Raw genomic sequence first — 14,446 nt, 5'->3', positions numbered from 1 at the left:
ATTGGTTCAGTAGTGGGTTTCTTTCCTAGTTAAACGTAGGAAAGTTTTCCTGCAAATGGGACGTTATTATAAAAAATATTTTCAAATTGCGTTAAAGCACACCGATTCTGATGGTGTGTTTTTTTCTTTATTTAGAAACTTACCTTTGGTATTAACACAATCTGTGTTTAATATAAAAAAATTTTGGAGGGATTAGTCATGGAACAACTTATGCAACTCATTCTTATTTACGAGGAGAAGGTAAAGAAGTCAAAGGAAGAAGAGAAAGAGAGTGGTTAGCTACTCTCCTTTCTTACAGTAGCCTTCAACCCAGAATGTAAATGTCAGGCGATGTCATTTTACTTTGCTGTTAACTTAGAGCCTATATAGAAGGCTTGCTTAAAAGATCGCCAGATAAAAATTAACGATAAAAGAAGGGGATGAAACGGCTTGTTTTCAGTCTTAAAAAAATTAAGCTGGTTTTTTAAAGAAAATTGGCGTCAGTACACGATTGCAATCGTATTTTTATTGATTGTAAGTTTATTAGAGGTTATTCCACCAAAGCTAATTGGAATTTCGATTGACTTAATTCATCAAGGGTCATTAACTAAAGAAGTTCTCATGCAAATACTATTGGGATTTGGTTTACTCACTTTGTTGATGTATGTTTTTTCATACGTTTGGTTAAATAAGCTTTTTGGTAGTGCTTTTCTTTTAGAAAGAAAGTATCGTTCTAAAATGATGAGCCATTTCTTAAAGATGACACCAACTTTTTTTGAAAAGAATCGTACTGGTGACCTAATGGCGCGGGCTACGAATGATTTAAAAGCGGTATCCCTTACTGCAGGCTTTGGAATTTTAACTTTAGTAGATTCGACGATGTTTTTAGTCATTATCCTTTTTACAATGGGCTTTCTTGTAAGTTGGAAACTTACTTTAGCTGCGCTCTTACCATTACCGATTATGGCGATATTGATGAAGGTTTATGGGAAAATCGTTCATGAGCGTTTTACTAAAGCCCAAAATGCGTTTGGAGATATGAATGATCAGGTGTTAGAGTCAATTGCTGGTGTTCGTGTTGTTCGAGCATATGTACAAGAGGGGGCAGATGAAAAACGCTTTAAACATGTCACTGATGATGTATTAGAAAAAAACATATCCGTAGCCAAGATCGATGCCTTATTTGAACCGACAATTAAAGTCCTTGTAGGACTTAGCTATTTAATTGGGTTAGGATATGGAGCATTTCTTGTCTTTCACAACGAAATAACGCTAGGTCAATTAGTTACCTTTAATATTTATTTAGGTATGTTAATTTGGCCAATGTTTGCTATTGGTGAACTTATAAATATCATGCAACGAGGAAATGCCTCCTTAGACCGAGTAACTGAAACGTTAACATATGAACCTGACGTTCAAGAGGGTGGCTTCCTAGTGGCGATGGCAAAACCTGAAACGATTTCCTTTTCAGATGTTACCTTCCGTTACCCAAGTTCGCAAACAGAGAATTTACGAAACATTGATTTTACGTTAAAACGAGGGCAAACATTAGGGGTTGTTGGGAAAACAGGGAGTGGCAAAACAACATTACTAAAACAGTTATTAAGGGAATACCCAATTGGCTCTGGATCAATTACTATTTCTGGAATTGCTCTTGAAAAGATAGAAATGAATACACTAAAAGGCTGGATTGGCTATGTTCCCCAGGAACAAATTTTATTTTCAAGAACGATAAAGGAAAATATTTTATTTGGTAGGGAAGATGCTAGTGAACATGAGTTGTACCGAGTGTTGGAACTTTCAAGCTTTCGAAATGATGTTGCGACACTGCCACTAGGCTTAGAAACACTTGTAGGTGAAAAAGGAGTTTCCTTATCGGGGGGACAAAAACAACGAATTTCGATAGCAAGAGCATTGCTTGTAAATCCTGAAATTCTGATTTTAGATGATGCGATGTCAGCTGTCGATGGAAAAACAGAAGCAAAAATAATTGAGAATATTCGTCAGGAACGAGGCGGTAAAACGACCTTCATTTCGACGCATCGCCTGTCTGCTGTAAAGCATGCCGATTGGATTCTCGTTTTAGAGGATGGTCAAGTGGTTGAAGAAGGGACACATGAACAACTCATCAATAATCATGGCTGGTATAAACAGCAGTATGAACATCAACTTCTTCTAGATACGAGCACAGATGAAGGGCAGGTGAACTAAATGAATGTAAGTAAACGCTTATTTCAATATGCATTAACCTTTAAAAAATCAATTCTGATAGCATTAGCTTTATTAACAATGGCTGTTGCTGCTGAACTAACAGGGCCATTTATTGCCAAAAAAATGATTGATACTCATATACTAGGTGTCGAATTTCCATGGTATGAAACGACTTTAAGCGAAGATGCTGTACAATTTAACGATCGTTTCTATATTCGTGAAGATCGTGTTAAGGATCATGACTTACTCAAAGAAGTACGTATTTTACAGATTGATCGAGCTTACTATTTCATTGATGAATCAGTTTCTTTTGATGGGAAAAGGGAGCTAATTGAGGATCAGCTTGTCATCTCCAATCAAGGAGAGAAAGCGAGTTATCTTGTCAAAAAGTTAGCTAACAAAGAGGCATTTACGTTTTTTCAACCTGAAATACCTATGCTAGTTCAACTAATGGGAATTTACTTTGGATTGATTTGTATTGCAGCGCTGTTTCATTACGGTCAAAAATATTTATTACAGATGTCTGCCAATAAAATAATTCAAAAAATGCGTTTAGATGTCTTTTCAAAAATTCAGCAATTACCAGTGGAGTATTTTGATCGCCTTCCAGCAGGGAAAATCGTTTCAAGGGTAACAAATGATACGGAAGCAATTCGTGATTTGTATGTAACAGTACTTGCAACGTTTTTTACTTCTATTATCTATATGGCAGGGATTTATATTGCGTTATTTTTATTAGATGCAAAATTAGCGTTAATCTCTTTAGTGCTAGTACCAATTTTAGTTGTGTGGATAAAGTTATACCGAGTCTACGCCTCAAAATATAATCACCGAATTCGTTCAGTATTAAGTGAGATAAATGGAATGATTAATGAGTCAATTCAAGGTATGAGGATTATTCAAGCTTTTGGCAGAGAAAAAAAATCGAGTCAAGAGTTTGAACAACTTAATCAAGAACACTTCAAGTTTCAAAGTAAGTTATTAAAACTAAATTCGTTAACTTCGCACAATTTAGTCGGTGTCTTTCGTAACTTAGCTTTTGTAACTTTAATTTGGTATTTTGGTGGTGCCTCACTTGGCGTTGGTACTGTTATTTCATTAGGTGTATTGTATGCGTTTGTTGACTACTTAAATCGTCTTTTTCAACCGATCTCACAATTAGTAAATCAATTAGCACAGTTAGAACAAGCTCGTGTTGCCGGAGAGAGGGTCTTTGAGTTATTAGATGAGACAGGTGAAGATGTTTCAAGTAAAATCTTACCGAGGTATAAAGGGAATGTTCGCTTTGATAATGTTTCATTTGCTTATACTGACAATGACTATGTTTTAAACAATATCTCTTTGGAAGCAAAACAAGGAGAAACAGTAGCGCTAGTAGGGCATACCGGTTCTGGGAAAAGTTCGATTATGAATGTTTTGTTCCGCTTTTATGATCATACGCATGGGAAAATTACAGTAGATGGAATTGATATTTTGAAAATATCTAAACAAGAATTAAGAGAGCATATGGCAATCGTTCTCCAAGACCCATTTTTATTCACAGGAACAATTGCTACAAATGTAAGTTTGAATGATCCAAGAATTTCTCGAGCGCAAGTTGAGAAAGCAATTCAAGATGTTGGGGCTGACAAATTATTTAATCGTCTACCAAAAGGTCTAGATGAGCCTGTGATTGAAAAAGGGAGTACATTATCAGCTGGAGAGCGACAACTTATCTCATTTGCTAGAGCGCTTGCCTTTAATCCGGCGATTTTAATATTAGATGAAGCGACGGCAAGTGTTGATACGGAAACAGAAGCGATCATTCAAGAGGCTTTGGAAGTATTAAAGAAGGGGCGAACAACCTTCATTATCGCCCACCGCTTATCAACAATCAAAAACGCTAATCAAATCTTAGTTCTTGATAGTGGGAAAATCGTCGAAAGGGGCAACCACAATCAGCTGATGCAGCAAAAAGGAAAATATTATCAAATGTATCAGCTTCAACTAGGTCAGCAGGTTGAGAAGATGAGTGAGAATGTGATTTAAAAGAAGGAACGTCTGCAAGTGAGTTACAGGCTTGTGGACGTTTTTTCTGTCTTAGAAATGCAATGTATTTGCAATATATTTAGTTTCAATAAATAATACTAGGTAGAGAAAGGGTGGTAAAAATTATGATTAAAGTTGTTCGTGCAAATGAACGCTATAAAGCAGAGCATGGTTGGCTAACTAGTAACTTTAGTTTTTCTTTTGCTAATTATTATGATCCGAGCAACCTTCAATTTGGTCCTCTTCGAGTATTTAATGATGATATTGTTCAACCAAATAATGGTTTTGGCATGCATCCACATAAGGAAATGGAAATAGTTTCAATTGTTTTACAAGGACAATTGAAGCATGAAGATAGTGAAGGACATACGGCTATTACTCAATTTGGAGAAATTCAACGTATGTCTGCAGGAACAGGAATTTTTCATTCAGAAGTTAATCCTTCCAAAGCAGAGCCAGTTAGCTTCTTACAGTTGTGGATCTTACCTGATAAGGAAAATTTGCAACCATCTTATCAAAAAACGAAGTTTCCAATCGAAAAGATGAAAAATAATCTATTACCAGTTGTCTCAAAAAACTCTTCTGAAAACGTTGCTTATATTCAACAAGACACTACACTTTATCTTTCAGATCTCGAAGTTGGAAATAAAAGCACATATACACAAGAAAGTGATCGAAAAATTTACTTATTTGTTATTGATGGTGAGATTGTTTTAAATAATCAATGTACGCTTATGACACGTGATACAGCAAGGATCACGGATACGACGACATTGTTTATTGATGCTAAAGAGACTACACGTTTCTTATTAATCGATTTACCGTGATATTAATAGAAACTGACTCGTAAGCTGAACTGATAAAGGTGACTAAGAGCAGATCATAAAATGACGCAAAACTTTGCCAATGTTTCTTCATACTTCCTCTATATTTTTTTGATAACCTATGAAAAAATAGAAATATACCCATTAGAGGTGGTGAATAAAAAGTATGTATCAATTTTTTCAACAAATTAGTCATTTTTTGAGCGAACCATTCATGAATGCAGCATATGGAACTGAACATCTTCCCATCTTATCTGCACTTTTGCTAGGTATTGTGGGGGCTCTAGCACCGTGTCAATTTACTGGGAATTTAAGTGCAATTACTCTTTTTGGAAATCATTCCTTGCAGAAAAAAGCAGCTTGGAGTGAGACTTTCTTTTTTATATTAGGAAAGATTGTTGCTTTTTCAGCGTTAGGATTTATCGTCTGGATCTTAGGAGTAGAATTCCAACAATCACTAATCACTTATTTTCCATGGGTTAGGAAGCTTTTAGGCCCAATGTTAATCATTATCGGACTTTACTTAATTGGTTTATTTACAATGCGTTGGACGTTCTCCCTATGGAAAAATAATAAAGAACGGGGCGGACGGTTAGGTTCATTTTTATTAGGACTTAGTTTTTCCTTAGGTTTTTGCCCAACAATGTTTATTTTATTTTTTATCGTCCTTATGCCAATGGCTTTGGCTGTTCCGTATGGTGTGATTATTCCAACTGTTTTTGCATTAGGAACATCAATTCCAATCATCATTTCTGTATTTCTTCTTTGGTACTTTGGACTAAGTGGAACTTTTATGAAAAAAGGTAGAAAAATCGGTTTGATTGTGCAGCGAAGTGCAGGAATTATTATTGTTTTAATTGGTATTTTAGACACAATCACTTATTGGGAATTAGCGGTCTTTGCATAAGGCCGCTTTTTTAATTGCTTGTCGGTCCTGATCAGGACGCTTCCGCTTTTATGTTAATATTTACTAGAAAATAATGCACATACTTAGAGCGAAATGAAACAAAATAGTATTACAAGAGGAGGTGATTATCTTGGCAAACAACAACAGCTCAAATCAATTATTAGTTCCTGGTGTACAACAAGCATTAGACCAAATGAAGTATGAAATTGCTACTGAATTTGGTGTACAATTAGGTCCAGATGCAACAGCACGTGCAAATGGTTCAGTTGGTGGAGAAATCACGAAGCGTCTTGTCCAAATGGCTGAGCAACAGCTAGGTGGCCGTATTCAGTAAGAATAATTTAATATTTTGGCATTAGGGGATGGCTTATACCATCCCCTTCTTCAAGTAGATAAGAAAATTAAAAAAGGAAGTCATCTTATGGGTATGTGTCCTTTATGCAATGGAATTCAGTCTGTATCAGTGACTTGTGAAACATGTAACACTGTCATGGATGAAAAAGGTAGGCTAATGGATTATTTTGATGATTATAGTGCTTATCTAGACATTGATGGTATGAAGTTATTTGATGGAATAGAAAATGATCAACAAAGGCAGCTATGTCCTCATGTGTTTTATTGTTCCAATTGTCAATTAGAAAAAACAATCCTAATAGAAGAAGAGGCCCACTAATACTAGCGGACCTCTTTCTTAATAGGTAAACGTTTTTTATTAAAGCCAAATGTTATTAACGAATACGTAATTCAGTTTTTGTATCGAAGAAATGAGCTTTGTTCATATCCAAAGCTAATGTAATATTTTGACCGTTTTTGATGTCAGTACGCGAGTCTACTCGAGCAATGAAATCTTGGTCAGCAACTTTAGAGTAAAGGTATGATTCAGCACCCATTAATTCAGCTACATCAATCATTGCAGTAATTTTAGTCTCAGCAGAAGACTCTATAAATACAGGCTCATCATGGATATCTTCTGGACGAATTCCTAAAAGAATTTCAGTATTAGCATATTTAGCTAACATTTTAAGTTTTCCTTCAGGGACTTTGATTTTCACATCGCCCATTTCGAAATAACCATTTACAAGCTTTCCGTTTAGGAAGTTCATTGCTGGTGATCCAATAAAGCCACCAACGAATACGTTTTCTGGCAAATCGTAAACTTCTTTTGGTGCTCCAACCTGTTGGATAACTCCGTCTTTCATAATAACAATTCGAGTTGCCATTGTCATTGCTTCTGTTTGGTCATGTGTTACATAAATTGTTGTTGATTGTAAACGTTGGTGTAATTTTGTAATTTCAGCACGCATTTGTACACGTAATTTTGCATCAAGGTTTGATAATGGCTCATCCATTAAGAATACTTGAGGATCACGAACGATCGCACGTCCTAAAGCGACACGCTGACGTTGACCACCTGACATTGCTTTTGGTTTACGGTCAAGCATTTCAGTTAAGCCTAGGATAGCCGCTGCTTCTCTTACACGACGGTCGATTTCGTCTTTTTTAAACTTACGAAGCTTAAGTCCAAATGCCATATTTTCATATACATTCATATGCGGATATAGTGCATAGTTTTGGAATACCATGGCGATGTCACGATCTTTTGGAGCAACATCATTTACAAGGCGGTCGCCAATATATAATTCACCTTTAGAGATATCTTCAAGACCAGCGATCATACGAAGTGTTGTTGATTTACCACAACCAGATGGACCTACGAAAACGATAAATTCCTTATCTTTGATGTCAAGGTTAAAATCTGATACAGCTTCAACTCCACCTTCGTAAATTTTATAAATATTTTTTAAAGTAATTTCAGCCATTACTAACGCCTCCAATTTCTTATTATAGGATGACTTTATTGTACCCATAGATTAGCCTAAGGTAAATTGTAAGCGTGCACAAAGATTTCATCCTCAATTTGTGCACATTGCAAAAAGCTTATCCTTTCGCCGTTTCGTCAAGAGCAATTAGCATATAGATAGCCGCTGCTTGTTGGAATTCCTTAATGTCAATTCCGGTTCTCTCAATAAATTTATCTATTCGATACTGTAAGCTATTTCTGTGCATAAATAATTTTTTCGAAGCTAAAGTTGTGTTTAAGTTTGACTCAAAGAAAACTTTTATCGTTTTTAAAAGCTCTTTATCCTCAAGTAAGTGGGATATTGAATTTAACAACATTGTGTTTGTCATTTTTGAGACTTCATAAGTTAGTAAGTAGGGAATTAATTGTTCCTTTCGAATTACCGCTAGTTTAGGTAACACCCTTCTGCCCAATAAAAATGCAGATTTTTCCCAATCAAATATCTGTTTTGCATCTTCCAAGTTCGTAAAGATGCTGCCTTCAAAAATAGACAATTTCACAAAAAAATCGGTCATGATTGTATCCACTAGGCTCTCGACTTCAGCGTCAAGATCTTCATTTGTTAGATATTCAACGATAACTCCTTCATTCTGGGCAATCCACACAAGGATAGCCTCACTTTGAAATAAGCTCTCGATCGCTTCGGAAAAATCAACTTTATCTTGTAAATTTCCGTTTATGTAAAAGTGAATAAATCGGTACGTTGACGATGGTGAAGGCTGGTAACTAGACATCATATTGCCAGTTGTAAGTAAAGTCTGCCAAAAAAATTCTGTGTCGTTAACGCTTTGTTTTTGCATTGGTGTTAAAAAGATATCTAATAAATTAATTTGTTCTTCAGTCAAAGTATCTTTACATAACGAAAGAACTACACCATCATTAGTTTTGTATTGTAAACATTGCCTATGTTGTTCAACATCATTTTCATCAATAAGTGCATCTTTTAAAATTAATTTTAGTTGTTCTAACATCATAAAAAACCCTTCCAATTAACATGTCTTAACTGAAAGGGTATCAAACAGATGCTTATAAAACAACCTTTTTTAATAAATCATTATTTGTATTATCGAATGTTAGATAAAAATCAAAAATTTTAAACTTCTCTTGGACGTTCTTCCTCTTTAAACTTTTGAGCGTCTTCGATTTGCGGTTGGTCATATCGGTCAGTAACCGTTCCACCTGCTACTCCTTCGTTTGTCATCCGATCGACATCAACATATGTTTTATCTCTGCCATCATGTAGCGAGTCTTTTTTTATATTCATAGACAATTCCTCCTTTAAATATAGAATTTCAAAAGTAGTTTATGTAATAATTACTTATTTAAAACAGTGCTGTCCCAAAAGTGTCAACTCATCTTGAAGTGATACGAATTACAGAAGTGGATCATAAAAAACGAGGTGCTGATACTTTGGCTTGGGACAGCCTTTATAATAACAGTCAATTAAATCTGTTTTAGCATTATTTTTTTGTTTAGCAACTTCCTAACTAAATCCAGCATCTGCATTAAAGCATTCAATTAGGGTAGTTAGTGCTTTTTCTTGAATATGTGGTTCATCGAATTTCATTGGTTTTGAATTTACTTCGAATATCCAAAGGTGTCCGTCCTCGTCAATGCCAAGGTCAATCGAAAATTCACATAAGTAGCCGTATGCCAGTTCAAGCTGCCTGGCAACTTGGTCTGCTAGAAAGTCTACCTCTTCGATAGATAATCCCGTACTAATCGTTTCAAAGGGAAGAACTTGCCCACCCCAAGGTACATGTGTTGTGATCGCATTGTCCGCAGCACGGCGAACACCGATGCCGGTAATTTCCCATAAATCTTTTTTACGTTGGACTAATATTCGTAAGTCAAAAGGGCGCTTATTGTATTGTTTTAAGTTTACTTTTCTTTGAATAATGTTGCTCCTCTGCTGTGAGGGATTAAGTTCATCCCAAACGTCACTGATACTTTCATATTGTTTTCTCGAGTTATTGGATTTTACTTCAATAAGATCGTCTAATTTATTGATTAGAAAAATTCCGTTACCACGATTACTAAGAATAGGTTTTATAAGAATAGAACGATATAGAACAAGCCAGTTTTCCAGTTGTGCTTTAGATTCTAAGAGCTCTGTATCTGGTAAATACTTTTTCAAGAACTCGTTCTCATTTAATTGTTTGTATGTTTCCCATTTCTCAAAAAAATGCGGGTTATAAAAAGGAATAGCGTTATTAAACGCCATGTTTCGGATTGCTCCTAACTGTTTTTCAGCTTTGTAAGAAGCTACTCGATTATAGATAATATCAGGAAGAGGGAAGTGAACTTTTCGCCACTCCCCATCATCATAAAGGTAGCCTACGATTTTTTCACCGTCATAACCTTCTGGTGTCATCACAAAGGAGATCCCGCCTGATGATTGTAAACAGTCGTGAATGCGCTTAAATGTAGAGCGATTTCCATAAAAATCAGGGCGGCCTTCCTTACTTGTTAAAATAGCAACAAGAGGGCCGACTTTGTCGTCTCGTTTCTTTACTGGAAAACCGGGATGACCATTGATGTTCCCAGGAGTAACTTCAAGGAGATTTTTACCAAATAGACTCGTATTTGTGCAGTTACTCTGCCACTTATTTTCTTTATAATTGTAAAAAATGTCCATTAGCATTCACAAGTTCTGGCTGTTTTTCAACGGACTGCTTGAATAAATAGATTGCGTATTCTAACGGGAGTCGCCTTGATTGTAAGTCATCAGCTTTTAATTTTGGATGAGAAAAAATCGTCCTACCAGGTTTGGAATTTGCCTCAAACATCCATACATGCTCACTTTGATCCACACCTATATCAAATCCAATTTCGCCAATGAAGCCAGGCATCTTTTCATCAATTTTTTCGCTCAATAATAAGGCAGTCTCATGTATTTTTTTAGTTATCCCTGGATTTGCGCCAATATCACGGAGGATTTCTTTCACCGTTTTTACTTCACCACCACTTTTTACATGGGTCGTAATGCTACCTGTACCAGAAATTTTTGCGGCGATCGCACTTATCCGCCAATTTCCGTGCTCATCTTTATTCGTATGGACTCGAAAATCAATTGGATTGTTGTTCCACTTTAATAAATTAATTCCTTGCTGGGCGATCATTCCTTTTAAGCCTTGTGGAAATTGACGGCGTACTAACCGATGTAAGGTTGAATATCTTCTTAACCTATTTTCTTCATTATTTCTGAAGCGGCAATAAATAAAGGGCTCATCATCCTTGATAATTAGTTGCTGAATACCTAGACCTAAACTGCCGTTAGCTGGTTTTATATAAACATGCTTATAAGTTTCTATTAAACTATTAATATCGGAAAACTCAGGTTGGAAGTAACTTTTAGGTAAATGTTTATTCACCTTATTATCGTTAACTAGCAACTGATGAATATCCCATTTATTGAAGAAGCCCGGATTAAACCAAGGGATATCGTATTCTTTTTGGAGGCGTTCCTTTACTTGTTTTGAAAACTCAAGATTCTCGACTTTGCGATTAGGAAGACGGTCATAGACGACATTCGGGATTGGTACTTCTATTTGTTTCCAGCCGTCATTCATGTAAAAGTAACCGTTGACAGTGCCGTTATCCCAATCGATTTGATGAGCCCCAAAGACAAAGTAAAATGCACCCACTTTCTTTTCGACAGAAAGTAATTTTGCAAAAAATAAAGAGCGCTCCCCGATCGGGCGTAAATTAAATTGAGTAAAGCCAGCAGTAAAAATTCCCACTAAAGGACCTATGAAAACTGTATCATCTTTTTGTAATAAATGAATTAAGCCTTCATGAGGAATCATTAATTCTTCCCAAAGGTTGCTTGATAGCTTATATTCATCTTTTTGATCTGGGTGTGGGGCAACTTCACATTTTACAGTTTTGGTGCCAAAAGAAATCGCAGTCGGAAATTGAACCTGCGCTACATATTGTTTAAATTGTTCTATAGGCACAAAAAGTGTCCCTAAACGATTGGTTTCCTTTTTTAAAGGTAAAGCTGCTTGCATCATTAAACTCCAACTCCTTTTCTTTTCCTGTCTAAATAACGACAATAGTCTATTGGCGCTCTAGCGAGAATTTCTTTCTTGTCCGGAAAACTAGTTGTAATTACTTTTCTGCCAGGCTTTGAATTAACTTCTAAAAGCCAAAGTTTCCCGTCATTGGCAAATCCGAAATCTAGGCCAAGTTCAAATAGTTGTTGACCATGTTTTTCTAACACTAATGGAATACGTTCGATCAATGCTGCTAAGTTAACTTGTAATGGTTGGCATGCATCTATTGGGAGTGTATGAAGCCATTCGATGTAAGGGTAAACCACACCGCCACTACCTAAGTTAGACGTGTAATCACCGATTTTTCCAGTGCGGATGCCTCTACCGATTTCCTTCCACTTACCTTCCTCATTTTTTTGAAGGAAAATTCTTAAATCAAATGGCCGCTCGTCATTGTCTGTTAGTTGTAAGCACGGTTGAAGTAAATACTTTCGCTTTACGGTAACTTTATTAATTAAATGTTGAACTTGTTTTTTTGTTAGTGATTTTTGAAATGGTATAGTGTTTTTCTTAGCGATAAGACGAAAACCTTTGTTTTGATTTGTTAATATAAAAATTCCTTTTCCTTGTGAGCCACTTACGGGTTTTAAAAGAATAGAGTCATGTTTAGTTAACATAGAAAATACGATTTCTGAAGTCGTTACTAACTCTGTATCAGGCAAGAAAAGGTTTATTACAGGGTCTTCTTTTAACATGTTATAAACCAACCATTTATTAGGGAGTCCATAGCCTAAAAAGAAAATGTCGGGTTGAGACTTTAGCCAAGAAACATGAGCGTAATGTACCTTGTAAACTTCTTCATTCTCGTAAAAACAGCGGTCATAAATATACATAGGTAATGGCGAGTAATCCTCTTGCCATTCATTTGTTTTATGGCAGTATGATTTGCTTTTTACCATCTTTTTACTGCGATTAATGTCTTTAGGTAAAAAAAGAAGAATATGAACATTCTCAGTAGAACTGGCTTTTGCCATTGTAGTAAAATAATCTTCTTCTTGGCGAAGATCCGTTACTAATATTCCGAGAGTTACCATGTATCTATCTCTCCCTTTTCCCTTTGTCATTTCGTTTTAATGGATAACCAGATAAATGAGCTAAGTAAGCGATAATCGCTCTTGTTGATGGTCGTATTCGCTGATTAGGTTCATCTAAATCTATTTTTGAAGGTTTTGAGTTTACTTCAATGATCCAAAGTTTTCCCTCTTTGTCTAGGGCTATGTCAATTCCAAGTTCACCAAACAAACCTTCATGGCTTTCCGAAATTAAACTTGCTACTTCAACGGCAAGTTCACCCATTAATCTTACATATTGTTTAGCCAGCTTTTCATCAAATAACGTTGTTAATATATCAAGTGGACGCCTTTGTTCCCCACCTTGGGCAATATTTGAAACCATTTTTTCTCGTGGTGATATTCTTGCCACCGACGATATCACTTTCCATTGACCTTCTTCATTACGAATACAAAGAACTCGAAAATCAAGCGGTCGCTTTTCCTCAAAGTTAATAAGTTCAATGCCTTGCTGAACTATAAAGGATTTTTTCTTAAGACGCTCTTTTAGGCGTTTATAGAGAAGATAACTAGATTTAAACTGTGTTGAGATCTTTTCCGAAAAAGAGGAGTAATAAACAGAAAAGCCTTGCTCATCTTTTTCAATTTTTAAGATTTGCCTTCCTTGACTACCATGGGCAGGTTTCACAAAAATAACATCATAGAGTGTAAGCTTTTTGGCAAAGGTTTCATAGTCATCAAATGGGATTGTGGAAGGTAAATAAGGTGTCATTTCAGGAAAACTAGACAGTGCTTCATGAATTTCCCATTTATCTAAAAAGCAATGGTTAAAGAAATTTACTCCTTTATCTTCTAATAATTGGGTAAACTGTAGATAAGTATTAGATGTTTCAAAAACTCTTGAACCGATGCGGTTATAAACAGCATCAGGTACAGGCAATAAATACTTTTGCCATTGCTCTTCTTGAAATGAGTAGCCTGTTAAGTCGTCATCGAAACCGCGTAGAGGTTTGACATAAAATAAAATGTGGTGATGTTTAGCAAACATCGCTAGTTCTTCAAAAAATGTTGTCATACTTCCAAACTTTGATTCTTCATGATACATTTGGTTAGTGATACATGTAATGGTTGGTCCTAATTTAAGTGTATTCTCCTCTTGTTTATATAGACAATGTATTGGAAATATTTCAAAAGGAAACTTTAATTTTTCAGCAAGCTCTGGTGTGATTTCTATTGTTGGAACTTTAAAAGAGGGAGTTTCAACAATGAAGACAACTACTATTTGATAGCCGAATTGAAACTTAACACGATCACCACTTTTTAAATCAAAGTACCTACATAAAGAACGTGATATTTTTAATTGATCACTTCTTGCAAGATTACTATCAACTTGTAAAATTATTTTCCTTAGGAACATTTTTGACCACTCATTTTTATGAATTTAGATTGCCATTTGTAACAAAACGTAGCGTCTGAAACAGATAAACGCGCGGATTGATTTGATAGGCATTTGTTGATATCGTATCCTATGTACTTATAGGCATATGTGTGAAAAATCTGTGATAAAG

General features: G+C 35.6%; 13 protein-coding genes. 6 read left to right on the top strand and 7 right to left on the bottom strand.

Features of this window, described 5'->3' with window-relative positions; all coding sequences use genetic code 11:
* Positions 1–429 precede the first annotated feature (429 nt).
* The 6 genes from ACK4M9_RS00615 to ACK4M9_RS00590 all read left to right on the top strand — a co-directional run bounded on the left by ACK4M9_RS00615 (position 430) and on the right by ACK4M9_RS00590 (position 6,622).
* On the top strand, positions 430–2,190 hold the full coding sequence (locus ACK4M9_RS00615) for an ABC transporter ATP-binding protein (protein ID WP_409846779.1): 1,761 nt from the start codon (positions 430–432) through the stop codon (positions 2,188–2,190).
* Entirely contained in the window at positions 2,191–4,218 is a 2,028-nt protein-coding gene (locus ACK4M9_RS00610; RefSeq protein WP_409846777.1) for an ABC transporter ATP-binding protein, read from the top strand. It abuts the gene before it with no gap.
* Between the two features lie 125 nt (positions 4,219–4,343).
* A complete protein-coding gene (locus ACK4M9_RS00605; RefSeq protein WP_409846775.1) occupies positions 4,344–5,045 on the top strand; it encodes a pirin family protein in 702 nt (233 codons plus the stop codon).
* Positions 5,046–5,208: 163 nt separating this feature from the next.
* Positions 5,209–5,949 carry an urease accessory protein UreH domain-containing protein gene (locus ACK4M9_RS00600; RefSeq protein WP_409846773.1) on the top strand — a complete coding sequence of 247 codons (741 nt, stop codon included), beginning with the start codon at positions 5,209–5,211 and terminating at the stop codon, positions 5,947–5,949.
* A gap of 130 nt (positions 5,950–6,079) precedes the next feature.
* On the top strand, positions 6,080–6,283 hold the full coding sequence (locus ACK4M9_RS00595; protein WP_409846772.1) for an alpha/beta-type small acid-soluble spore protein: 204 nt from the start codon (positions 6,080–6,082) through the stop codon (positions 6,281–6,283).
* 87 nt (positions 6,284–6,370) lie between these two features.
* Entirely contained in the window at positions 6,371–6,622 is a 252-nt protein-coding gene (locus ACK4M9_RS00590) for a hypothetical protein (protein ID WP_409846771.1), read from the top strand.
* 55 nt (positions 6,623–6,677) lie between these two features.
* Here ACK4M9_RS00590 and ACK4M9_RS00585 read toward each other — a convergent pair whose 3' ends face one another.
* From ACK4M9_RS00585 to ACK4M9_RS00555, 7 genes are all read right to left on the bottom strand, one after another.
* Entirely contained in the window at positions 6,678–7,769 is a 1,092-nt protein-coding gene (locus ACK4M9_RS00585) for an ABC transporter ATP-binding protein (RefSeq protein WP_409846770.1), read from the bottom strand.
* Between the two features lie 118 nt (positions 7,770–7,887).
* A complete protein-coding gene (locus ACK4M9_RS00580) occupies positions 7,888–8,784 on the bottom strand; it encodes a PucR family transcriptional regulator (protein ID WP_409846769.1) in 897 nt (298 codons plus the stop codon).
* Between the two features lie 119 nt (positions 8,785–8,903).
* The gene (locus ACK4M9_RS00575) at positions 8,904–9,074 is read right to left on the bottom strand and encodes a hypothetical protein (RefSeq protein WP_409846767.1); all 171 of its coding nucleotides are present in this window, start codon (positions 9,072–9,074) and stop codon (positions 8,904–8,906) included.
* A 219-nt stretch (positions 9,075–9,293) separates the two neighbouring features.
* The gene (locus ACK4M9_RS00570; protein ID WP_409846765.1) at positions 9,294–10,448 is read right to left on the bottom strand and encodes a YheC/YheD family endospore coat-associated protein; all 1,155 of its coding nucleotides are present in this window, start codon (positions 10,446–10,448) and stop codon (positions 9,294–9,296) included.
* The gene (locus ACK4M9_RS00565; RefSeq protein ID WP_409846763.1) at positions 10,426–11,826 is read right to left on the bottom strand and encodes a YheC/YheD family endospore coat-associated protein; all 1,401 of its coding nucleotides are present in this window, start codon (positions 11,824–11,826) and stop codon (positions 10,426–10,428) included. The genes ACK4M9_RS00570 and ACK4M9_RS00565 overlap by 23 nt, the downstream gene beginning before the upstream one ends.
* Positions 11,826–12,902, bottom strand: coding sequence for a YheC/YheD family endospore coat-associated protein (locus ACK4M9_RS00560; RefSeq protein WP_409846761.1), 1,077 nt, complete (start codon positions 12,900–12,902; stop codon positions 11,826–11,828). The genes ACK4M9_RS00565 and ACK4M9_RS00560 overlap by 1 nt, the downstream gene beginning before the upstream one ends.
* Before the next feature lie 4 nt (positions 12,903–12,906).
* A complete protein-coding gene (locus ACK4M9_RS00555) occupies positions 12,907–14,295 on the bottom strand; it encodes a YheC/YheD family endospore coat-associated protein (RefSeq protein ID WP_409846760.1) in 1,389 nt (462 codons plus the stop codon).
* Positions 14,296–14,446 lie beyond the last annotated feature (151 nt).

The organism is Anaerobacillus sp. (assembly GCF_046314235.1).
GTDB lineage: Bacteria > Bacillota > Bacilli > Bacillales > Anaerobacillaceae > Anaerobacillus.
Note: the sequence above shows the minus strand (reverse complement) of the source record. Positions and strands in the feature narration are given on the sequence as shown.

What these genes read in the sequence shown, in the direction of transcription:
- ACK4M9_RS00565 (WP_409846763.1), bottom strand. Translation starts at nt 11,826, where the DNA reads ATGATGCAAGCAGCTTTACCTTTAAAAAAGGAAACCAATCGTTTAGGG.
- ACK4M9_RS00610 (WP_409846777.1), top strand. Translation starts at nt 2,191, where the DNA reads ATGAATGTAAGTAAACGCTTATTTCAATATGCATTAACCTTTAAAAAA.
- ACK4M9_RS00585 (WP_409846770.1), bottom strand. Translation starts at nt 7,769, where the DNA reads ATGGCTGAAATTACTTTAAAAAATATTTATAAAATTTACGAAGGTGGA.
- ACK4M9_RS00580 (WP_409846769.1), bottom strand. Translation starts at nt 8,784, where the DNA reads ATGATGTTAGAACAACTAAAATTAATTTTAAAAGATGCACTTATTGAT.
- ACK4M9_RS00600 (WP_409846773.1), top strand. Translation starts at nt 5,209, where the DNA reads ATGTATCAATTTTTTCAACAAATTAGTCATTTTTTGAGCGAACCATTC.
- ACK4M9_RS00575 (WP_409846767.1), bottom strand. Translation starts at nt 9,074, where the DNA reads ATGAATATAAAAAAAGACTCGCTACATGATGGCAGAGATAAAACATAT.
- ACK4M9_RS00570 (WP_409846765.1), bottom strand. Translation starts at nt 10,448, where the DNA reads ATGGACATTTTTTACAATTATAAAGAAAATAAGTGGCAGAGTAACTGC.
- ACK4M9_RS00605 (WP_409846775.1), top strand. Translation starts at nt 4,344, where the DNA reads ATGATTAAAGTTGTTCGTGCAAATGAACGCTATAAAGCAGAGCATGGT.
- ACK4M9_RS00560 (WP_409846761.1), bottom strand. Translation starts at nt 12,902, where the DNA reads ATGGTAACTCTCGGAATATTAGTAACGGATCTTCGCCAAGAAGAAGAT.
- ACK4M9_RS00590 (WP_409846771.1), top strand. Translation starts at nt 6,371, where the DNA reads ATGGGTATGTGTCCTTTATGCAATGGAATTCAGTCTGTATCAGTGACT.
- ACK4M9_RS00555 (WP_409846760.1), bottom strand. Translation starts at nt 14,295, where the DNA reads ATGTTCCTAAGGAAAATAATTTTACAAGTTGATAGTAATCTTGCAAGA.